The organism is Paraburkholderia rhizosphaerae (genome assembly GCF_004366595.1).
Taxonomy (GTDB): domain Bacteria; phylum Pseudomonadota; class Gammaproteobacteria; order Burkholderiales; family Burkholderiaceae; genus Paraburkholderia; species Paraburkholderia rhizosphaerae.
On the sequence record NZ_SORE01000015.1, the window covers coordinates 122,868 to 142,996 of the forward strand.

Annotated in this window: 18 protein-coding genes and 1 pseudogene; 10 read left to right on the top strand and 9 right to left on the bottom strand. The window is 62.4% G+C overall.

All coding sequences use genetic code 11. The features are described 5' to 3' along the window. Nucleotides 1-91: 91 nt before the first annotated feature. The 4 genes from BX592_RS20180 to BX592_RS20195 all read left to right on the top strand — a co-directional run bounded on the left by BX592_RS20180 (nucleotide 92) and on the right by BX592_RS20195 (nucleotide 6,295). Nucleotides 92-1,441 carry a DUF3300 domain-containing protein gene (locus BX592_RS20180; RefSeq protein WP_134193766.1) on the top strand — a complete coding sequence of 450 codons (1,350 nt, stop codon included), beginning with the start codon at nucleotides 92-94 and terminating at the stop codon, nucleotides 1,439-1,441. Between the two features lie 21 nt (nucleotides 1,442-1,462). Continuing rightward, on the top strand, nucleotides 1,463-2,440 hold the full coding sequence (locus BX592_RS20185; protein WP_134193768.1) for a DUF2950 domain-containing protein: 978 nt from the start codon (nucleotides 1,463-1,465) through the stop codon (nucleotides 2,438-2,440). A gap of 430 nt (nucleotides 2,441-2,870) precedes the next feature. Further along, entirely contained in the window at nucleotides 2,871-3,728 is an 858-nt protein-coding gene (folD, locus tag BX592_RS20190; RefSeq protein WP_134193770.1) for a bifunctional methylenetetrahydrofolate dehydrogenase/methenyltetrahydrofolate cyclohydrolase FolD, read from the top strand. 464 nt (nucleotides 3,729-4,192) lie between these two features. Further along, the gene (locus BX592_RS20195) at nucleotides 4,193-6,295 is read left to right on the top strand and encodes a M3 family metallopeptidase (protein WP_134193772.1); all 2,103 of its coding nucleotides are present in this window, start codon (nucleotides 4,193-4,195) and stop codon (nucleotides 6,293-6,295) included. Nucleotides 6,296-6,391: 96 nt separating this feature from the next. Here the strand turns inward: BX592_RS20195 and BX592_RS20200 are convergent, their stop codons facing one another. The 4 genes from BX592_RS20200 to BX592_RS20215 form a co-directional block, all read right to left on the bottom strand. Continuing rightward, a complete protein-coding gene (locus tag BX592_RS20200; RefSeq protein ID WP_134193774.1) occupies nucleotides 6,392-7,699 on the bottom strand; it encodes an amidohydrolase family protein in 1,308 nt (435 codons plus the stop codon). A gap of 94 nt (nucleotides 7,700-7,793) precedes the next feature. Next, a complete protein-coding gene (gene dinB / locus BX592_RS20205; RefSeq protein WP_134193776.1) occupies nucleotides 7,794-8,981 on the bottom strand; it encodes a DNA polymerase IV in 1,188 nt (395 codons plus the stop codon). Between the two features lie 172 nt (nucleotides 8,982-9,153). Next, nucleotides 9,154-10,215, bottom strand: coding sequence for an alpha/beta hydrolase family protein (locus BX592_RS20210; protein WP_243849638.1), 1,062 nt, complete (start codon nucleotides 10,213-10,215; stop codon nucleotides 9,154-9,156). Nucleotides 10,216-10,426: 211 nt separating this feature from the next. After that, a complete protein-coding gene (locus tag BX592_RS20215) occupies nucleotides 10,427-11,764 on the bottom strand; it encodes an alpha/beta hydrolase (RefSeq protein ID WP_134193778.1) in 1,338 nt (445 codons plus the stop codon). A gap of 783 nt (nucleotides 11,765-12,547) precedes the next feature. On the opposite strand from BX592_RS20215, the gene BX592_RS20220 reads away from it, so the two are divergent. The 6 genes and pseudogenes from BX592_RS20220 to BX592_RS35230 all read left to right on the top strand — a co-directional run. Next, a complete protein-coding gene (locus BX592_RS20220; RefSeq protein WP_134193780.1) occupies nucleotides 12,548-13,009 on the top strand; it encodes an alpha/beta hydrolase domain-containing protein in 462 nt (153 codons plus the stop codon). A 250-nt stretch (nucleotides 13,010-13,259) separates the two neighbouring features. Next, entirely contained in the window at nucleotides 13,260-13,958 is a 699-nt protein-coding gene (locus BX592_RS20225) for an aspartate/glutamate racemase family protein (protein WP_134193782.1), read from the top strand. Between the two features lie 139 nt (nucleotides 13,959-14,097). Further along, nucleotides 14,098-14,469 (top strand): hypothetical protein, encoded by a 372-nt coding sequence (locus BX592_RS20230; RefSeq protein WP_134193784.1) that lies wholly within the window; start codon nucleotides 14,098-14,100, stop codon nucleotides 14,467-14,469. 262 nt (nucleotides 14,470-14,731) lie between these two features. Beyond that, the gene (locus BX592_RS20235) at nucleotides 14,732-14,914 is read left to right on the top strand and encodes a hypothetical protein (RefSeq protein WP_134193786.1); all 183 of its coding nucleotides are present in this window, start codon (nucleotides 14,732-14,734) and stop codon (nucleotides 14,912-14,914) included. Then, nucleotides 14,911-15,522: a gamma carbonic anhydrase family protein gene (locus tag BX592_RS20240; RefSeq protein WP_134193788.1), complete on the top strand. Its 612-nt coding sequence runs from the start codon at nucleotides 14,911-14,913 to the stop codon at nucleotides 15,520-15,522. The genes BX592_RS20235 and BX592_RS20240 overlap by 4 nt, the downstream gene beginning before the upstream one ends. Before the next feature lie 63 nt (nucleotides 15,523-15,585). Next, nucleotides 15,586-15,720 (top strand): annotated as a pseudogene (locus BX592_RS35230) (IS3 family transposase); the annotation flags it as partial. Here BX592_RS35230 and sctT read toward each other — a convergent pair. Genes sctT through BX592_RS20270 form a run of 5 tightly spaced genes read right to left on the bottom strand, consistent with a single transcriptional unit; the run spans nucleotide 15,689 to nucleotide 20,105 of the window. Beyond that, nucleotides 15,689-16,495: a type III secretion system export apparatus subunit SctT gene (gene sctT / locus BX592_RS20250; protein ID WP_134193792.1), complete on the bottom strand. Its 807-nt coding sequence runs from the start codon at nucleotides 16,493-16,495 to the stop codon at nucleotides 15,689-15,691. The pseudogene BX592_RS35230 and the gene sctT overlap by 32 nt on opposite strands. Beyond that, a complete protein-coding gene (locus tag BX592_RS20255) occupies nucleotides 16,492-17,028 on the bottom strand; it encodes a hypothetical protein (RefSeq protein ID WP_166676407.1) in 537 nt (178 codons plus the stop codon). Before BX592_RS20255 ends, sctT begins: the two co-directional genes overlap by 4 nt. A gap of 40 nt (nucleotides 17,029-17,068) precedes the next feature. Continuing rightward, complete coding sequence (gene sctN, locus BX592_RS20260; protein ID WP_134193796.1) at nucleotides 17,069-18,433, bottom strand: type III secretion system ATPase SctN; 1,365 nt, start codon at nucleotides 18,431-18,433, stop codon at nucleotides 17,069-17,071. Next, entirely contained in the window at nucleotides 18,430-19,422 is a 993-nt protein-coding gene (sctL, locus tag BX592_RS20265) for a type III secretion system stator protein SctL (RefSeq protein ID WP_134193798.1), read from the bottom strand. The genes sctN and sctL overlap by 4 nt, the downstream gene beginning before the upstream one ends. Beyond that, nucleotides 19,407-20,105, bottom strand: coding sequence for a type III secretion protein HrpB4 (locus BX592_RS20270; RefSeq protein ID WP_134193800.1), 699 nt, complete (start codon nucleotides 20,103-20,105; stop codon nucleotides 19,407-19,409). The genes sctL and BX592_RS20270 overlap by 16 nt, the downstream gene beginning before the upstream one ends. Nucleotides 20,106-20,129 lie beyond the last annotated feature (24 nt).

Below are 20,129 nucleotides of genomic sequence, written 5' to 3' on the forward strand. Positions count from 1 at the left end.
TTCTTCGTCATTTTTGTCCGGATTTTTGTCTGCTTTTTAGTCGTCTTTCTGATCCGCTAGCCGCTGATCACGCAGCAAGGAGGACATGAACATGAAACGTCCCGGAACACGTCAGCGTGCGCTGCTGATCTGTGTGGCGCTCGCCGGCATGCCGATCGTGGCCGGCATTGCAACGCCCACAGTCGCACACGCGCAAACACCGGCGAAGGTGTCCAGCCAGCAACTCGACTCGCTGACCGCGCCGATCGCACTCTACCCCGACGCGTTGCTCGCGCAGGTACTGATGGCTGCGACCTTCCCGCAGCAGATTCCAGAAGCCGAGCAGTGGTCGAAAGCCAATTCGCAGTTGCATGGCGACGACGCCGTCAAGGCGGTCGCGTCGGAACCGTGGGACCCGAGCGTGCAGTCGCTGGTCGCGTTTCCGCAGGTGCTCGCGACCATGGCTTCGAAACCCGACTGGGTCACACAACTGGGCAACGCATTTCTCGCGCAGCCCAACGATGTAATGGACTCGGTGCAACGCTTGCGCAAGCAGGCGCAACAAGCGGGCAATCTGAAGACGACCGAGCAGCAGAAGGTCATCGTCGAGCAGAGCACGATCCAGATCGTGCCCGCCAATCCGCAGGTCGTTTATGTGCCGACGTATAACCCGACGGTCGTGTATGGCGCGTGGCCCTACCCTGCATATCCGCCGGTGTACGTTCCGCCGCCGCCCGGTTATGCGATCGCAACCGGCTTCGCAACCGGCCTCGCATTCGGCGCCGGCATCGCGGTCGCGAATTCGCTGTGGGGTGGTGTCAACTGGAATACGCATGATGTGAACGTCAATGTCAATCGCTACAACAACATCAACGTCAACAACCGGATCAACTCGAGTACGAACACGGCGAACTGGAATCGCAACGAAAGCATCAATCGGACGAACGCGAATCTGAACCGCAACACCGCGAACCTGAACAATGCGAATCTGGCCGCGCAGCGCGATGCGTATCGCGGCCGGGATGCGTCGCGTGCGCAGGCGGAACAGGCGTTGCAGCAGCGCACCGGACAAAACCTGACCGGCTCGGGCAGCCAGCGGCTGCAAGACATCCGCAGCGGCGGCACGAGCCCAGGTGAAATTCGCAACAGCGCGCAGAACCTGAACCGCGACAACGCGCTGCGCGGCGCCGGCGATCCCGGCACCGCGCGCGCGGACATGCAACGCGGCCAGGCGAGCCGCGAATCGTTTGCGAATAATGGTGGCGGACGCTACGGCGCTGGCCAGCAGGCCAACGCCGGCCGGGCAGGCGGATACGGCGGCGGCGAACGCGGCGGGTTCGAGGGCGGCGGTCAACGTGGCGGATTCGAAGGCGGCGGGTTTGAAGGTGGCGGGTTTCGCGGCGGTGAAAGGTCCGGTGGTTTCGGTGGTGGCGGCGGACGCCATTTTGGCCGCGGCCGCTGAACATTCGACAAGGAGCCCAACATGACCCGCTATCCCGTTTCGCACGCAGCGCGCCTGACCTGTCTCGCGCAGCGCGCGGCACACACCGCGGCTCACCGCGCAGCATCGTACATCGTGCGCGGCGCGGCCGGTACGCTCGTCGCGGCTGCCACCCTGCTGTGCGGCATACCAGGCGCGCATGCACAAGCCGTCTATCCAACTGCCGACGCGGCCGCCAACGCGTTCGTGAACGCACTCGCGACGAACGATCACATGGCGATGAAGCGCGTGCTCGGCAGCCACTACCCGCGTTTCATACCAACCACCGAGATCGGCCAGGACGATATCTACGCGTTTCTCGGCCAATGGGCGAAAGGCCATGCAATCGTCGAAGATGCGACGCCGCGCAACGGCCGCCCGAGCGCGCATCTTGAAGTCGGCGATGACGGCTGGACGCTGCCTATCCCGATCGAGAAGGTCGCCGGCGGTTGGCGCTTCAACACACCGGCCGCGACCGACGAAATGCTCACGCGCCGCATCGGCCGCAACGAGCGCGCGGCGATTCTGACGTCACTGGCGTATGTCGATGCGCAGAATGACTACCGGAACCTGACACAGCACTACGCGCAGAAGTTCATCAGCACGCCCAAGCAGCACGATGGGCTGTACTGGGACACGGCGCCGGGCGAACCGCAAAGCCCGCTCGGCCCGCTGGCCGCAACGATGCAGCGACGTATCGCGCCGGGCGAGGCGTATCACGGGTACCACTTCCGCATTCTGACCGCACAAGGCTCGCATGCGAACGGCGGCCCGCAAAGCTATATGCAGGACGGCGTGCTGAAAAAAGGCTTCGCGCTCGTCGCATGGCCCGCCGAATACGGCAAGACCGGTGTGATGAGCTTTATCGTCAATCAGGACGGTCAGGTGTATCAGAAGGATCTGGGGCCGCGCACGGCGAGCGCAGTCGACGCGATTCGTTCGTTCGATCCGGATTCATCGTGGCAACCGGCACACCCTTAAACGCGATGCGTTGATGCACGGCGCTATCGCGCAGCTTCGGCGCCCAGCGCCCGGCGCCGCTCACAGCGCCGCACGAACACGGCGAGCACGGCAGCGACGGTATAATGATGCGTTGAAATAGCGGCGCAGTTTCTGCGCCGCGTGCGTTTTTCGTGCGGCCGCTCGAACCGCGCCGGCGCGTTGCCGAATCGGCATCATGATGTCGGCAATCGCGCACGATCGCGGTCATCATAGTCCCGGTCACCATGGCGATCACCCACCGCGCAGCAGCCCGATGCGCATGCAATCGCGTTCACACGCCGGCTGCACGCTTCGCGGCGGTGAGTCCGGACGTGACCCCGGACGTGACCCCGCAGTGAGACCGCAGTGATCGCGACCGTGCGCCCGGGGCGAACGCGTCGCGTCCCAGACTACCCATTTTCGACCAACCATGACAGCCAAACTGATTGACGGCACCGCCCTATCGAAGACCCTTCGCGCCGACGTCGCGTCGCGCGCCGCCGCCCTGACCGCTCGCGGCCATCAGCCGGGCCTTGCGGTCGTGCTGGTCGGAGACAACCCCGCCAGCGAGGTGTATGTCCGCAACAAGGTAAAAGCCTGCGAGGACAACGGCCTCCACTCGTCATACGACCGCTATCCGTCGACGCTGTCCGAAGCCGAGCTGCTAGCACGCATCGACGAACTGAACCGCGACCCGAAGATCAACGGCATTCTGGTGCAACTGCCGCTGCCCGCGCATATCGACAGCCACAAGGTGATCGAAGCGATTGCGCCGGAAAAAGACGTCGACGGCTTCCACATCGCGAACGCGGGCGCGCTGATGACCGGCAAGCCGCTGTTCAGACCATGCACGCCGTACGGCATCATGAAAATGTTCGACGCGTACGGCATTGCGCTGAAGGGGGCGAACGCGGTCGTGATCGGCCGTTCGAACATCGTCGGCAAGCCGATGGCGATGCTGCTGCTCGACGCGGGCGCGACCGTGACGATCTGCCACAGCAAGACACGCGACCTGGCCGCGCATACGCGCGCAGCCGATGTGGTGGTCGTCGCGACCGGCATGCGCAACATCCTGACCGCCGACATGGTGAAGCCCGGCGCCGCGGTGATCGACGTCGGCATGAATCGCGACGATGCAGGCAAGCTCTGCGGCGACGTCGACTTCGCCGGCGTGAAGGAAGTCGCGGGTTACCTGACACCGGTGCCGGGAGGCGTCGGGCCGATGACGATCACGATGCTGCTGGTCAACACGATCGAAGCAGCCGAACGCGCGGCCGGCAATCTGTAGGTCGCGCCGAGTAACGTGCGGCGTGCGGCGTGCGGCGTGCGGCGTGCGGCGTGCGGCGTGCGGCGTGCGGCGTGCGGCGTGCGGCGATCAGTATGTCGCCGTTGCATGCCGTGTGACGCTGCGGTGAGCCGTTTCGTGCAGATGCGACCTCGCGCTTAGTTTGCTCATTGCAGACTCCCGGTGCACACCGACGCCGTGCACCGCAATCCGCACCGCATCCGTGCAGCAGCGCACGTAGCGTCGCGGCAGCGTTGTCACGTTGCGGTGCAAATATGCGTATCCTTGGGTTTGGCCGACGGCGGCGCGCGGTGCTTGCGGTGGTTGCGTTCTTTCCGCTTTTTCCCGGCCATCCGCACTGGAAACGGCACGCACCGCCCCCATAGTCGAATAACAGGGCGCGACTGCGCGCCCTGCAAGTGCAGGTTTCAGCCTCTCCAACACGATGCGACAGACAGGAAGTCAATATGTCCACTACCCGACCGACATCAGATAACCCGCTCCTTGACTTCACCGATCTGCCGCGTTTCGGCGAGATCCGCCCCGATCACGTGACGCCCGCGCTCGACGTGCTGCTTGCGAACGCGAGCGCCGCCGTGGAGCGCGCCAGCGCACCCGCGACGCCAGCGTCGTGGGCAGATGTCGTCGAAACAGTCGAGCGCGCAACCGAGCCGCTGTCGCGCGCGTGGGGTGTGGTCGGCCACCTGAACGCAGTCGCCGATACGCCGGAACTGCGCGCCGTCTATGGCGAGAATCTGCCGCGTGTGACCGAGTTCTGGTCGAGTGTCGGACAAAACCTTGCGCTGTACGAAAAGTACAAGGCGATTTCGACAAGCGGCGACTACGCGACGCTGAACGCCGAGCGCAAGAAGATTCTCGACAACGCACTGCGCGACTTCCGCCTGTCGGGCGCCGAGTTGCCGGAAGATCAGAAGCCGCGCTTCGCGGAACTGCAGGAACGCCAGGCCGGGTTGTCAAAAGCCTTTTCGGATCACGTGCTCGACGCGACGAACGCCTATGCGTACATCGTCGCAACCCAGGAAGAACTGGCAGGCTTGCCCGAAGACGTGATTGCCGCCGCGCGTGAGGCCGCCGAACGCGACGGCAAGAGCGGCTGGAAATTCACGCTGCACTTCCCGTCGTACTTCCCGGTGATGCAATACGCGGAGCACCGCCCGATGCGCGAAGCGATGTACCGTGCGTATGTGACGCGCGCTTCGGAGCTTGGGCCGCAATACGGCAACGGCAATCCGGACTGGGACAACACCGCGAACGTCGCCGAGCATCTGAAGATGCGCGCGGAAGAGGCGCAGATGCTCGGCTATCGCAACTTCGCCGAAGTGTCGCTTGCGCCGAAAATGGCGGAATCGCCGGCGCAGGTAATGGCGTTTCTCGAAGACCTCGCAGCGCGTGCGCGCCCGCATGCGGAGCAGGACTGGAAGGAACTGCGCGAGTTTGCCGCGGGCGAACTCGGTCTTGCGGATATCCAGCCGTGGGACATGGCATTCGCGGCGGAGCGGTTGCGCCAGAAGCGCTACTCGTTTTCGGAGAACGAGGTCAAGCAGTACTTCCCTGAAGACGCGGTGCTGAAGGGTCTCTTCAAGGTCACCGAAACGCTGTTCGGCGTGCGCATCCGGCGCGATGAAGCGGCGACCTGGCACCCGGAGGTGCGCTTCTTCCGTGTCGAGAACTCGGATGGTGGTCTCGTCGCGCAGTTCTACCTTGACCCGTATGCACGCGAAGGCAAGCGTGGCGGCGCATGGATGGACGATGCGCGCACCCGCCGCAAACCGGTGCACGGCCCGGTGCAAACGCCGGTCGCGTATCTGACCTGCAATTTTTCGGCGCCGGTCGGCGGCAAGCCCGCCTGTTTCACGCACGACGAAGTGATCACGCTGTTCCATGAGTTCGGCCACGGACTGCACCATATGCTGACGCGCGTCGACGAGCTTGGTGTGTCGGGCATTAACGGCGTCGAATGGGATGCGGTCGAACTGCCGTCGCAGTTCATGGAAAACTTCTGCTGGGAATGGGATGTGCTGAGCGATATGACGTCGCATGTCGATACCGGCGCGCCGCTGCCGCGCGATCTGTTCGACAAGATGCTCGCCGCGAAGAACTTCCAGAGCGGCCTCGGCACGCTGCGGCAAATCGTGTTCTCGATGTTCGACATGAAGCTGCACGTCGACTTCGATCCGTCCGGCTCGAAGAGCGTGAACGATCTCGCGCGCGAGATCAACGAACGGTTCCATGTGATTCCGCAAGCGTCGTTCTCGCGTTGGCCGAATACGTTCAGCCATATCTTCGCAGGTGGTTATGCGGCGGGGTATTACAGCTACAAGTGGGCGGAAGTACTGTCAGCGGACGCGTATGCGGCGTTTGAAGAAGCCGCCAAAGCGTCGGATGGCAGCGTGCTCGACGCGAATACCGGCACGCGCTATCGGCGTGAGATTCTCGAAGTCGGCGGCAGTCGGCCGGCGATGGAATCGTTCAAGGCGTTCCGCGGACGCGAGCCGACCATCGACGCGCTGTTGCGTCATAACGGCATGACGCAGACTGCGGCGCATTGAGTGCTGCGCACGCGTTGCGCGTGATGAGCGGTGAAGTGGGTCTGTGAAGTCAGTCTGTCAAGCCGGGGCATTGCAGTCATTGCAATGCCCCGTTTTTTATGTCCGGCGCAATTTGAAATCGACCTGCTGCGGACGACCTTCAAGTGTCAACGTCGCGTGCGCGGCCGGTGACCGGCTGACCACCTTGCCGCGGCTTACCACCGCAACACGCGCCGCGCGCAGACGAATCGCTTCTACCTCGTCGCGCGCATCGAGCAGCACGCAATTGGCCGCACAACCGGGTTCGATGCCATAGCCTTCGAGGCCAAGGATTCGCGCCGCGTTGAACGTGACCGCGTCGAAGCACGCGCGCATCGCATCGGTGCCGGTCATTTGCGCAACGTGCAGCCCCATATGCGCGACTTCCAGCATATCGCCCGAACCGAGGCTGTACCACGGGTCCATCACGCAGTCGTGGCCGAACGCGACGTTGATGCCCATTGCGAGCATCTCCGGCACACGCGTCATGCCGCGCCGCTTCGGGTACGTATCGGAGCGGCCTTGCAACGTAATGTTGATCAGCGGATTCGCAATCGCGGCAACGCCCGCCTCGTGCATCAACGGCAATAGCTTGCTGACGTAGTAGTGGTCCATCGAATGCATCGACGTCAGATGCGAACCCGCGACACGGCCCTGCAAACCGAGACGATGTGTCTCGCCGGCAAGCGTTTCGATATGGCGCGACAGCGGGTCGTCCGACTCGTCGCAATGCATGTCGACGCGCAGCCCTTTCTGCGCGGCAAACTCGCAGAGCATGCGCACCGACTCGGCGCCGTCCGCCATGGTTCGCTCGAAGTGTGGAATGCCGCCGACGACGTCGACACCGAGATCGATTGCACGCTTCAGGTTGTCAAACGCGCGCGGGCTGCGCAGCAGGCCGTCCTGTGGAAACGCGACCAGTTGCAGGTCCATATAAGGGGCAACGCGGCGCCGCACTTCGAGCAGCGCCTGAACGGCGAGCAAGCGGTCGTCGCACACGTCGACATGCGTGCGGATAGCAAGCAGGCCGCGTGCGACCGCCCAGTCGCAATATTGCAGCGCACGCTCGACCAGTGCTTCGTGCGTCAGATGCGGCTTCAGTTCGCCCCACAACGCGATGCCTTCGAGCAACGTGCCGGACGCGTTGACGCGCGGCAAGCCATACGACAGCGTCGCATCCATATGGAAGTGCGCATCGACGAACGGCGGCGTGACGAGCATCCCGTCCGCGTTGATTTCCTGTTGCGCGTGCGCGGCAAGATGCGGTTCGACGGCGACGATGCGTGCGCCTTCGATGCCGATATCGATGCGCTCATCCGCATGTGCGCCACTTGCCGCACGTGTGACACTTCGCGGCAGCACCGCGCCGCGGATAATCAGGTCCATCCAGGTCCCCTTCTTTTCTGACTGTCACCGATTCTATCGGCGGCAAAAAAGCGTGGTGAATCAGATTCATTCAGTCCGGCTGCGCATGCGCGGATCAGTTGCCGACGACCCGCAGCGAGTCGGAATGCATGTCGGCTTCGAATGTTTCGTCCGGCGGCCCTTCTTCGTCCGCAGCTTCGTTATCGAAAAGATCGAACTGGCCGTGCCTCGCGAGCGCGTCTTCTTCAAGACGCACGCCGACACCGAGCAGGCGCACCGCCTTGCTGCGCCGCGCGAAGCCCTTTTCCAGCAGCGCAAGCAGTGTCGGCAGATGGGTAACCGTGCCAACACACTCGACCGTGGTCCGCTGGAAATCCGCAAAGCGGATTTTCACAAACAGCTTGCGAACCGCAGCCGCCGCTTGCGCGCGCGCGATGCGTGCGTCCAGTTGCTCCGCGAGACTGCGCAATTCGCTCGAGCAGGCGTCGAGCGTGCGTAGATCGGTCACATACGTGGTTTCGACGCTGATCGACTTGCGCTCCTGGTGCGCACGCACCGGCCGCTCGTCGATGCCGCGCGACAACTCGTACAGCCGCTTGCCGAACACGCCGAAATGCCGGTGCAAATCAACCAGCGGCCACTCGCGCAATTGCGCGCAGGTGGACACGCCTAGCTTTTCGAGCTTCGCAGCCGTGACCTTACCGACGCCGAAGATCTTGCGCACCGGCAGCGCGGCGACGAACGCGTCGACTTCCGGCGGTCGCACGACGTACATGCCGTCCGGCTTGTTCCAGTCGGACGCGATCTTCGCGACGAACTTGTTTGGCGCGACGCCCGCCGACACGGTCACGCCAACCGTGTCGCGCACGCGTTCGCGGATCTCTTCAGCCATCAGCGTTGCGCTGCCCTTGCAGCGATCGGTGCGGGTGACATCCAGATACGCTTCGTCGAGCGACAACGGCTCGACCTCCGGCGTGTAGTCGCGGTAGATCGCCATGATCTGACGCGACGCGATGCGGTACTTTTCCATCGCTGTCGGCAGGATCAGCAGTTCGGGACACTTGCGCAAGGCGAGCGCCGACGACATTGCCGAATGCACGCCAAAGCGCCGCGCCTCGTAGTTGCAGGTCGCAATCACACCGCGATGCTCGGGCAGACCACCGACAGCCAGCGGGCGCCCGCGCAACGATGGGTCGTCGCGCATTTCGACCGACGCGTAGAAGCAGTCGCAGTCGCAATGGATAATCTTGCGGACGGGCGACACGGGCGGCTCGGTGGGAGGAGGCTCGATGGGAGGCCTCATGATCTGCGCTTCAACCGGAGGGCGACGAGGCATCGGGCGGATTCAAGATACGAACACTGTACAAAAATACAGTGTCTTGATCAAGCGAATGCGAAGCCGCCCGCCTATCGCGTCGCCCGCGCGCGACCACGCCATTCGAGTCCGCGAGATGCCGCCAATCGAGCCGAAGCGCCTAGCTAGCCGCCGCCGTCACGTGCGTATCGATCCAATGCAGTACCCAGTTCGCCACGTCAAGGCTATTGCGGTCCTGCATCATCATGTGCGTGTTGCCGTGAATACCGACGTCTGGCAACAACACGAGTTGCACGTGCCCGCCCGCACGCACCGCAGCATCGGCAAACGCGCGGCATGCGTTAAGACGCGGTGCCCAGCGCGGCGACTGATCGATATAGTCGCCGAATAGCACGAGAATCGGAATCTTCGTGTATGGCGTGAGATCACCTGTCGCGGACGGGCATTCGGCCGGCTCGAGTGCGACGATCGCGGCGATGCCGTTCGGGCTGAGCGCGGCGGCCTGGAACGGATAGATGCCCGCCTGCGAATGACTGATCAGCACCGTATTGCGCAGCTTCGCGGCGAGCTGCGATAACGCCGGCACCGTCGGATTCGGCGTCGGTAGCGATGCGATCCAGTCGGGCACCATCTGCTGCCAAAGCCCGCTTTGCGAATCGAGCGGGAACTGCTCGCCCGGAAAGCGCTGCGGATACTGAGGCCCGAAACGGAATATTGCCCACGCGGCTTCATGCGACGCGGCGAACAGCGCCGGCAGCGCCGTAACGGGCGCTTTGCCTTCCTTCACCGCATTGATCGTTTCGATATCAGTCGCCGAGCGGCCGCGGTCAGCCTGATCGATCACGTAAGTCGGAAAGCCGTGGCGTACAAAGTATTCGTCCCAGCCCATGCGTCCATCGGGTGTCGTTTCCCATGTTTTGCCGGTCAGGCAACAGCCGTGAATCAAGGTCAGCGACAGCGGCCTTGCATGCGTCGGCACCTGATAGCTCACATACACCTGGCCAACCGTGACGGTACCCGACGTCGCATAGTTCGGCACGGTCGAGAGTGTGTCCGAATGCACGTCATGGCCACCGATAAAGAAACTGCCTTCACTGGCGATCGATAGCGGGCCTGGCGTCGTGCCGGAAACGTCCATGGGTCCCGACGCGCAAGCCGTGAGTCCCGCCAATGCGACGCACAGGCCGAGGTTGCGCATTGCGGCCGCCAGTTTTCCTTTCATTTATTCTGCTCCATCCGTCGTTGTGCCAGTTTGTCCTCTAATCAGACAATCTTATCTGCACCACGCGTGAGAAGAAAGATGCGAACGCAACGAAGTGCAGACATCGAGGACTGAACATGTAATCGAAAATAATGTTGAGGAAAATGTAATCGCACCGACTCCGGCCGTGTAACCGGCATCCGTGTGCAAAACGAAACTGCAACCAGCCGCTTTAGTGCACAGGCGCCGGATAGCCCTTCCATAGCCATTCGAGTGCGGAGGCCATGGTCTGCGCTTCAGTCGCTTCATCGACGTGACCGGCGTTGCGCGAGAAGATGAACTGATAGTGGTAGCCCTTCGCGGCAAGAACACGCGCCATGTCCTCGTTAGCCGCGGTCCAGTCATGCATGCCATCTGCAAGAGGGCCGATCGGATAGAACAGATCGCGGTCACCCGCCTCAAACCAGAAGCGGATCGGCTTGCGGGGTGCATTCGGGATTAGCGGCGCGCCATTCGAACCGTTTGCGGGCGTCACCGCATTTCCCGACACAGTCAGGTTCTGTCTGGCTGGCCCCGGCCACGCATCGTGGTATTGCCACGCGCCACCTGGCAGCGACGAGTCGTGCGGCCATTGCTGATTGACCATCGTCGGCGAATAGCCAAGCACACGGTGATAGAGATCGGGACGGAACCAGGCCATCGTGAACGCTGCGGCGGCACTTGAACTGAAGCCCATCGTCGCACGACGGTCCGGATTCGTCGTCAATCGCACGTGTGCGGCCCGCTCAACTCGTGGCAACACCTCCTGTTCGACCCATTCGGCGTAAGCGCCGGACACGGTGTCGTACTCACGGCCTCGCTCGCTGCCCTGCGCGTCCTGCCCGCCAGCGCCGATGCCGATGGCCACCATCGGCGGCAGCTTATGCGCGTGGATCAGGTTATCCAGCACATTGAACAGCATCTGTTCGTTGAAGAAGCTGTGCTTGCCGCCATCACCGAATACGATAAACGACGCCGCCGTTCCCGCGACATATCCGGCCGGCACATAGACATCGACCTCGCGGCTCCAGCTACCCGCATGGCTTGCGGACACCAGAAGATCGGATAAGTCACCGGGAGCGGTCGAAGCTGAATTCACGGCGGAATTCCTGCATCCGGGCATATCGTCCCGAACCATGCCGGGCCGATAGATGACGCTGTCCGTCGAGGTCATGATCAGGGTATGGACCGTGCCGTGCGGTACGTTCGCTTGCACGACAGTCTCCGGCGACGGCCGATGCGTCGGGCCGATGATGAAGTTGCCGTCGCTATTAATCGGTGGAAGCTGGCCGTCGGGCAGTACCGTTGCGGCCGGATAGTTTGCATTGTGCGGGTCGCGCGTGGGAGGCGTGGTCTTCAGGTCGAGCCCGGCCGTATCGATGAAAAACGGCGCGTTCGGATCAGTTGTATTGGCTCCAGCCGGAATCGACGCATTCGGCAGCACGCAAGTGGCATCGGCCGCGATAGCCGGTACCGCAGCAGACGTTGAGAACAGCAACGCCGTCACGAGAAAAACCTGGGCCCTGATCATCTGTCATTCTCCATCTATTGGCTCGCCGGTTTGCTTTAACCACTTTCCAAACAGCGTTCAAACAATAGTTCAAATCGGAAATCAACGTCAATTCCGGTATTGGCGTGGTTGACGGATCATCTATAACTACACTTTGCCACAATTCTCATTTAATTAATAACAATTAATCACACTCAAAGGCGCGACATGGACCGGCCAAATGCGTATACGCCCGCCTGCGTAAAGGCTTCACGTCGGCCTTCTGGTCAGGATGATTTACCCCGTTCTTTCACGTGCCTTTCGTTAATTGTTGTCGCCGGCATTTCAATTAAATTACCCATTGAAAGGTAATTCAGATTGCATATATTGCATTACAACAATTCATCTATTTAACTACACTTATTTCGCAATACATCATTAACAATCGTTATAGCCAAATAAAGAAAACACAACTATTCGCGGCGACTCCGGTGCCGGGAATGATGGCCGCCCAGCACTCTCGCAGCTGCGGCGCATGACCGCTGGTCGTTGCGGCGTTATCGGGATGCGGGAACAGTGGCAATGCCAGCGGGCCCGCCGCCGTTCGAGCCCGTTCGCGGCAAGTCAGGGCATCTACAAGATCGTGATCGATTCGAGTAGCGATCCTAATGGCCCCAGCGAGAATCCTACGTTTGGCGGCAAATCGTTCGGTAGCGTCGGCGCATACGAAAAGTACGCGGCGTTGCGTTCGGTCGCCTCGATCCTGCCGATCCTCATAACTCAGGCATCGTCGACATTGCTCTGGCGCCGTGCGACTCGAACGGCATGGTCGACTATTCGATGGACTTCTACATACTGCGGCCGGTCGATCTCAGCAAGGGAAACCACAAGGTCTTCTATGAAATTGAAAACCGCGGCAGCAAGCAGTTCGGTGCCGTCGACGAGTCCTCGGGAGGAAATAATCCGACCACGGCCGCGGACGCCGGCGACGCGTTCCTGATGAATCAGGGCTACACGCTGGTCTGGAGTGGCTGGGATCCCGGGGGTCGCGCCCACCGGCCGTTCGCGCCGATGGCGGCGGCGCGTACCAGCATCGGCGATCCGCGCCCGTCGCTGACCGAGCGCTACGGCACGCACGCCGGTTACGTCGCCGCGGTCACCGCTGCCGCACAGGCACTCGAAGCGCAACGGATGCTGTTGCCGGCCGATGTTCAAACGTACATTACGAATGCGCAGGCTCCGGTCACGGTGATCAACAACCCGGTGTATGGCTCGTACGCGTTCTGAGGTAGTCAGGCGCGCCACGCGCTGCACGCGTGGCGCGCCTGATCAGCGATACAGGTGTCATCCAACGATAAAGCCGCTCGGGCCGCATGCTCGATGGGGTCTGGCGAAAACCTGACCACCTTGCAATGACCCACGCACGTTCACCGCACAGGTGGGCACGTTATACTCCGGCGTTCATATCATCGTGCGGCTATTTTGATGCTCGTTGTTTGCCGCTATCCACCACAACGACCAGGGCGCACAGACAGCGATGAAAACAATTGGCGTGATCGGCGGCATGAGCTGGGAGTCGTCGGCCGAGTACTACCGGCTGCTGAATCGCCATGCGAAGGCGCGGCTGGGTGGGCATCACAATGCACGCAGTCTGATGCTGACGGTCGATTTTGCGTCGATTGAAGAAGACCAGCGCGCTGGCGCGTGGGAGCGGCTTGGCGAACGGATGGCCGATGCCGCGCAACGCCTCGAGCGTGGCGGCGCCGATATCGTGCTGCTCGCTACGAACACGATGCATCGCGTGTACGAAACGGTCGAAGCGTCGATTCGCATACCGTTTCTGCATATCGCCGATCCGACCGGCGAAGCATTGCGTACGGCGGGCATCGAGCGGGTCGGCTTGCTCGGCACGCGGTACACGATGGAACAGACGTTTTACGCGGGTCGCTTGCGCGATCGTTTCGGCCTCGACACGCTCGTTCCGGATGACGCAACACGCCACGACGTGCATCGGATCATCTACGATGAGCTGTGCCACGGCGTGATCGACGCGCAATCGCGGCAAATCTATCAGCGAGCGATCGACACGATGGCGGCGCGTGGCGCGCAGGCGGTGATTCTCGGATGCACGGAAATCACGCTGCTGATCAAACAGGAAGACACTTCGTTGCAAGTTTTCGATACCACTGCCCTGCACGCTCAAAGAGCAGTGGATTGGGCCATTCAAAACCGATAAACTGCCCGTCGGCCTGAGCTTCTTTTACCCCAACAATTGATGAGGATCACGTATCGACTGCCTGTCTACCCTGTCTTTTACCGCTCATGTGGCACAACCAGTGAGTGCGTGCCTGTATTTCGTTCAAGGAGATCAGACGATGACGATCAACCAGTCGCCCCAGCCCGCAGCACACTATCAGGAGGACGCACGCGTCGAACTCCTCGAGCGCATCGTGGACAGCGCTCTGATCGCAGGACATCGACACATCAAGCAATTCTCCCGACTTGCCGCATTGGCTCGCGCGATCGCAAATGAGCACATCTCGTCCGAAGACCGCGCAACGCTTATCGGCGTCGTGGAGAACATTGCCCACCACGCCGAACTCGATGCCACACTCGATATGGAATTTTTCGGAGGCGTTCGCGCCGGCCAGGTGATTGGCAGACTGGTTCGGATGGCGGGCAAGCGGAGCACCGCTCAGAATACATGTGTCATTTCTGCTTCGGACCCGAACGTCACAAAACACTAACGCATCGGGTGTGTCGCGCGCGTCATGCCGCGCACAGGTCGTTTGGTGGCGCGGTGTGGAGCTAACGTCGAACCGCGAAGCGTTCAAAGCGGATGCGCAGCCGGCGGAAGTTGGCAATCTTGAGAAAACGTCGCGGCGGAGGTGTCGTGCTCGCGACACGGGTGCACGGATCCCTATTCCCGCGCCCGTTTCATACAACACGGTGAGTATCCGTGATTGAGCGATCCTCGATTTCCTCGTGACATAGCTTTCTCCTGCACTCATGCCAGTATCGCTACAGCGTATTGATCTGGTCTTCGGGTATAAACTGGAGGTCGTCCCCGAGTGCGAACTTTCCGCCGCCGAAGCCGAAGTGAAGGCGATCAGGGAGACCGTCATGTCGCCGCATGGCTGGGGCGCCGTGGCAGCGTTTTTCATATCCGGCGCTACCCCCGAGGAGAAATGATGGATCGTACCCAGCACGTCAACGCCAAGCCCCAGATTCACCCTTCCGCGTACATCGCTCCGAGCGCCGTGGTGAGCGGCAACGTCACCATCGGGCCAGAAACCGTGGTGTCCTACGGCGCGGTACTGGTAGCCGACGGCGGCCGCATCGTCGTGGGCCGCAACACAGTCATCATGGAACATGCGATCGTGCGTAGCTCGGGCTATAGCGATTGCCTCGTCGGCAACAACGTGATGATCGGCCCTCACACGCACCTGAGCGGCTGCGCGGTCGGAGACGAATGCTTTATCGCCACAGGTGCGTCGGTTTTCAACGGGGCAACCCTCGGCAAATGGAGCGAAGTACGGATCAACGGCGTGGTGCATCTGAAGACGGTGCTGCCTGAGGAATCGACTGTACCAATCGGGTGGATCGCCGTGGGAGATCCAGTCAGAATGTTTCCGCCCGACCAGCACGATGAAATCTGGGCCATCCAGAAAGAGCTGAATTTCCCGATGAACGTCTTTGGTGTGGAACGCAACGGCCCATCCCCCGATAGTCCAATCAAACAGATGACCGGGAAGTACGGGCGCTACGTGATCCATGCAAGGACAAGAAGCGACGGCTGAGTCTCGCGCCCGCCAATCGGCATGCGCTGCCTGGCAGGGCCGAAGACGCACGCGGCACGGAGTCTGGCCGTCATCATCGACCTGTTCAGCCGGCAGGTGATCGGCTGGTTCATGCCGCCGCACCTGAAGGCGGAACAGGTGACGGTTTCGCTGCGCATGGCATGCTTCATCTCTGATCGGCAAGCGCACGCAATTGTTCGGCGATGTGAAAGAGCGCGACCTGATCGCGCACCTGACCGATAAACATCCCGATCAGAAGCGCGAGCATCAGCACCGCAAGACCACCCTTGACCGGCTGTGCCAGCGAAACCAGATCGAGCTTCTGCGCGCCCTTGCTCGCGAGGTTGAGTCCGATGTCGATCAGCAACAGAAGCAGCAGCGCAGGCGCCGCGAGCTTCGCCACCGTCTCCATCAGCGCATCGGTCTGGCGCAGCACGAAAACTTCCAGGAACGCGGCGGGCACCGGCATCATTTGGCCGATCGGCCACCAGTGATACGACTGAAACAATGCTCCCAACAGAAACGTCATGCCGCCGAGCGTCCAGAACGCGACGACTGCGCACTGGCTCATCAACGTCGACGTAAGCGATGTCTGCTGCCCTTGGCTGGGATTGCTCATTTGCACATTGTTGTAGCCGGTAAGATCGTCCACGTAAGTGCCGACCGCTTCAGCCACCCAGAACACCGGCGATGCGACGAACGCCATGACGAGTCCGATCACCGCTTCCTTCGCGCCCAGCATAACGAGGTGCCAGCCTTGCAGTTCCGGCATCAACGCCTGCTGGCCAAACGCGATATACGAACCCCACAGCATGACGATTGCGTTGCGCAGCGTGCCTTGCAGGACATGGTCGGCGGTCGGCGGAAAAATGATCATGATCACTAGCAGGCGGACGCCGCACAGCGCCACCAGCGTGAAGAAATGCATCAGGATGCCGCCGAGTTCGGGAATACCGCTCTCAAAGACGTTCATCGGCCTGCTCCCGCGGCCGCGGCCGCGCTGCGTGCGTCCCGCAACGACGCCAGCCGACGCGCGACGGCACCCTCTTCGGACTCTTCGTCCTGCGCATCGTCAGCGCGGTTCTGCGCTTGCGCGCGTAACGCCGTGACGCGCTTTTTGCAAAGATCGATCCGTGCGTCATTGCGCAGAATCGCGCTGCGAGTTTGCGCAATTTGCTCGCCAATCTGCGCAAGCGTATCGCGTAGCTGCGCGAGCGTGAGCAGCAACGCGTCACGTTCCGAAGCGGTGCGGGCACGTTGCTCCTGCCAGCCAAGCAACTCGTCGATGCGCAGTGCCCGCTGGCCGTTCATCATTCCTTCGATGCGCACTTCGTGGCGGGCCAGTTCGTCGTTTGCACGAGCAACGTTATCCTGCTGGTTGCAAACCTGCTGTTGCGCGTCGCCTTCACAAGCGCGCTGCGCGGCCAGCGTTTCGCGCAGCTTCCTGTCCACGCGTTCGAGCCGGCGCATCACCACGCCGTACGACCGCATGAGAGCATCCTTCATTTTCTCAATCCTCCTTTGCAGTTCCTGGCCGTGCCACCCATTAATGCGGCGCGAAGCGCCGCAGTGCGGCCAGCGTGTCGGCGCGCGAGCTGAACTCATCCGTGCGCTGGCACAGGAATTCGCGAATCGCATCGTTCCTGCGCACCGCCTCGTCGGCCAACGGGTCGCCGCCTTCGCGGTATTCCCCCAACTGCAACAGCGTTTCGATTTCGCGGTGCTTCGCCATCAGCCGGCGCACGTGTCCGGCCGCCGCCATGTGCTCGTTGTCGGTGACTTGCGGCATCACGCGCGACAGGCTCGCGCCCACATCGATAGCGGGGTACTGATTGCGTGCTGCGATGTCGCGCGACAGGATCATGTGTCCGTCGAGAATGCCGCGTACCTCCTCCGCAATGGGGTCGCTGGCCGATTCGTCCTCGGCCAGCACCGTGTAGAGAGCGGTAATGGAGCCGTGCTCAGAGAGTCCAGCGCGTTCGAGAAGACGCGGAAGTTCCGCGAAAATTGACGGCGGAAATCCGCGCCGGGCCGGCGGCTCGCCCGCGGCGAGACCGATCTCGCGTTGTGCGCGGGCAAAGCGCGTCAGCGAATCCATCATCAGCAGCACGCGCTTGCCGGCGTCGCGGAAATATTCAGCAATCGCGGTAGCCGCGTACGCCGCCTTCACGCGCTCGATCGACGACCGGTCCGACGTCGCGCATACGACGATCGAGCGCGCCATGCCTTCAGGGCCAAGAATCTGTTCGACGAACTCCCGCACTTCGCGACCGCGTTCGCCGATCAGCGCGATGACGTTCACATCGCAGGCCGTGCCGCGGGCGAACATGCCCATCAGCGTGCTCTTGCCCACCCCAGCCGGTGCAAAGATGCCCATGCGCTGACCTTCGCCTAGCGTCAGCATGCCGTCCACGGCGCGCACGCCCGTGTCAAGCGGACGGTCAAGCAACGGCCGGCTCATCGCGTTGGGCGGATCCGCGTAAATCGGCCGGAACTCCCCAGTGTCGATCAGTCCGCGGCCGTCGAGTGGCGCACCGACGCTGTCTATCACCCGTCCATACAGCGGCGCGCCCACCGGAACCATCAGCGGCCGGCGCAATGCGACAACCTGCGTTTCGCGCGACAGGTCCGCAAGCCGGCCGAACGGCGACAGCAATGCGGTGTCGCGCGAGAATCCGACCACTTCGGCGAGCTGCATCGTGATGCCCTGCGCGGTGCGCAATTCGCACAGTTCGCCGAGCCGCACATCGATACCGCCGACGCGTATGAGCGTACCGATCGCTTCAAGTACCTTGCCGCGCACCGATAGCGCCGGACTGTCGTCAAGTTCCGCCTCAATGGAATCGGCGAGGATGTTCAGGCGCTCGAGTTCGTCATTGGCCTGTGCGTCGGGCGCGATGTGATGCGTCATGCCGGCTCCTGCTCGATCATGGGAGCGATGAAAGGAGCGGCACTCTCGGCACTCTCGGCACTCTCGGCACTCTCGGCACTTTCGGCACTTTCGGCACTTTCGGCACTTTCGGCACTTTCGGCACTTTCGGCACTTTCGCCGATGCCGCCGCGGGCTTCGCATCGCACTTCGTTCATGGGTTCCGCCTGGTCGGCTTCGGCTCCGGCGGCGGGCACGGTGCCCAATCGGGTAGCACCGTCTGAAGCGTCGCCAGTGTGCTCGTCGCTATTCATGCGGCGCAACGCGCGCGCCACTGCCGCACGCACCGCATCGATCTGCACATCCATGCTCGCGTCGATCGATCCGATATCCGTCTCGCAGATGCACGCGCCCACTTCAAGCGAACGGTCGCCGATCACTGTGACCGGCACAGGCCGGCCGCGCTCGCGCCAGCCTGCCGCGGCCCGTTCGAATTCCTGAACGGCCGCGTCGCGCTGAGCCGGATTGACGCGGATGCGCAAATGGCTGCCGTCGTCGATGATGCGGTCGACCGCATCCGAAGCGCGGGCGAACAGTACCGCCGGTCGCTCGTTGATCACGATCTTTTCGACGGCCGCAACGACCAGCCCGGCGATCCGCTGACGTAGCGACATCTGGAGTTCGCGACGTTGCGCGAGCAGTTGTGCGGTCTGTTCGTACCACTGCGAAAGCGCTTCGCGGCGGCCGGCCTCATAACCGCGCTGGTGGCCCGTATCGAATTCGCGTTGTGCCTCGACGCGCATCCCCGCAGCGTCGGTAGCGGCCGCGGCGACGATGGACGCTGCCTCGTCGTGCGCTGCGGCGAGTACGTCGCGATGCTGATGTTGCAGCAGGACGTAACCCTCATCGAGTTCGACGAGTCGCGCTAGTGTCTCGCGCCTGACAATGTCGCCGCCCACGCCGACGCCCACGCAGTGCAATGCGTCACTACCGGTCGGTTCGGCTTGCGGCTCTCTTAACCAGATGACCATGTGTGCTCCTGAAAAAAGTCTGGAAGTCGGCTCATAAACTGCACGCTAACGTCCTTATGACCGAATGTTCCGTACGCGGACAGCCACGATGGAAGCGCCACATCGGCGCCCCATGCGAACCGCAACAGCGCAAGCGGGGCGGACGGCTTGCACAGCCCGGCGTGGGCAAAATGACAATAGCCTTCCCACGCGAGGCCGGCTCCGTCGAGTTCGTCGAGCGACGCCATCCCGTAGTCCCGCATCAGCCGGTCCACGGCCGGCGCGTTCGGCATCTCGATCAGCCAGCGCAGCGCAGCGGACGCATTGCGGCCAAGCCATAGGGACACCCGTTCCCGGCTTTCGCGGTCTACCCAGTAGCGCAATTCCGCCCGACGGAAATGCAGTGCCCGCAAACGCAATGCGCACATCGCCTCGTGCACCGGTAGCGCCGCAAGCGGTGCCGTAGCGCCACGGAACGCCGCGAGCGGCGGCGGCGCGCAACCCGCGGCGCGCAGCCACGTTTCCGCCGCTCGTATGAGCAGCAAGCGAGTGCCGGGAGAGTCTCCGTCGGGCAGTCGGGCCAGAGCGCTGCCACGCCAGTCCGGATGCATCCAGTCGAACAGGGTGGTCCGGTTCGACTGGTATCGCATCAGCATGTCCGCAAGGCGGGCCGCAACGCTGCCGTGCCGTTCGATATCGGTCATGTGCGGGTAACCTGAAAAAAATAG

Bases quoted from the DNA above. Each gene is read 5' to 3' on its own strand.
- BX592_RS20225 (WP_134193782.1), top strand. From the start codon at position 13,260: ATGAAAACAATTGGCGTGATCGGCGGCATGAGCTGGGAGTCGTCGGCC.
- BX592_RS20230 (WP_134193784.1), top strand. From the start codon at position 14,098: ATGACGATCAACCAGTCGCCCCAGCCCGCAGCACACTATCAGGAGGAC.
- dinB (WP_134193776.1), bottom strand. From the start codon at position 8,981: ATGAGGCCTCCCATCGAGCCTCCTCCCACCGAGCCGCCCGTGTCGCCC.
- BX592_RS20240 (WP_134193788.1), top strand. From the start codon at position 14,911: ATGATGGATCGTACCCAGCACGTCAACGCCAAGCCCCAGATTCACCCT.
- BX592_RS20235 (WP_134193786.1), top strand. From the start codon at position 14,732: ATGCCAGTATCGCTACAGCGTATTGATCTGGTCTTCGGGTATAAACTG.
- sctT (WP_134193792.1), bottom strand. From the start codon at position 16,495: ATGAACGTCTTTGAGAGCGGTATTCCCGAACTCGGCGGCATCCTGATG.
- sctN (WP_134193796.1), bottom strand. From the start codon at position 18,433: ATGACGCATCACATCGCGCCCGACGCACAGGCCAATGACGAACTCGAG.
- BX592_RS20255 (WP_166676407.1), bottom strand. From the start codon at position 17,028: ATGAAGGATGCTCTCATGCGGTCGTACGGCGTGGTGATGCGCCGGCTC.
- BX592_RS20195 (WP_134193772.1), top strand. From the start codon at position 4,193: ATGTCCACTACCCGACCGACATCAGATAACCCGCTCCTTGACTTCACC.
- BX592_RS20180 (WP_134193766.1), top strand. From the start codon at position 92: ATGAAACGTCCCGGAACACGTCAGCGTGCGCTGCTGATCTGTGTGGCG.
- BX592_RS20200 (WP_134193774.1), bottom strand. From the start codon at position 7,699: ATGGACCTGATTATCCGCGGCGCGGTGCTGCCGCGAAGTGTCACACGT.
- BX592_RS20215 (WP_134193778.1), bottom strand. From the start codon at position 11,764: ATGATCAGGGCCCAGGTTTTTCTCGTGACGGCGTTGCTGTTCTCAACG.
- BX592_RS20210 (WP_243849638.1), bottom strand. From the start codon at position 10,215: ATGAAAGGAAAACTGGCGGCCGCAATGCGCAACCTCGGCCTGTGCGTC.
- BX592_RS20185 (WP_134193768.1), top strand. From the start codon at position 1,463: ATGACCCGCTATCCCGTTTCGCACGCAGCGCGCCTGACCTGTCTCGCG.
- BX592_RS20270 (WP_134193800.1), bottom strand. From the start codon at position 20,105: ATGACCGATATCGAACGGCACGGCAGCGTTGCGGCCCGCCTTGCGGAC.
- sctL (WP_134193798.1), bottom strand. From the start codon at position 19,422: ATGGTCATCTGGTTAAGAGAGCCGCAAGCCGAACCGACCGGTAGTGAC.
- folD (WP_134193770.1), top strand. From the start codon at position 2,871: ATGACAGCCAAACTGATTGACGGCACCGCCCTATCGAAGACCCTTCGC.
- BX592_RS20220 (WP_134193780.1), top strand. From the start codon at position 12,548: ATGGTCGACTATTCGATGGACTTCTACATACTGCGGCCGGTCGATCTC.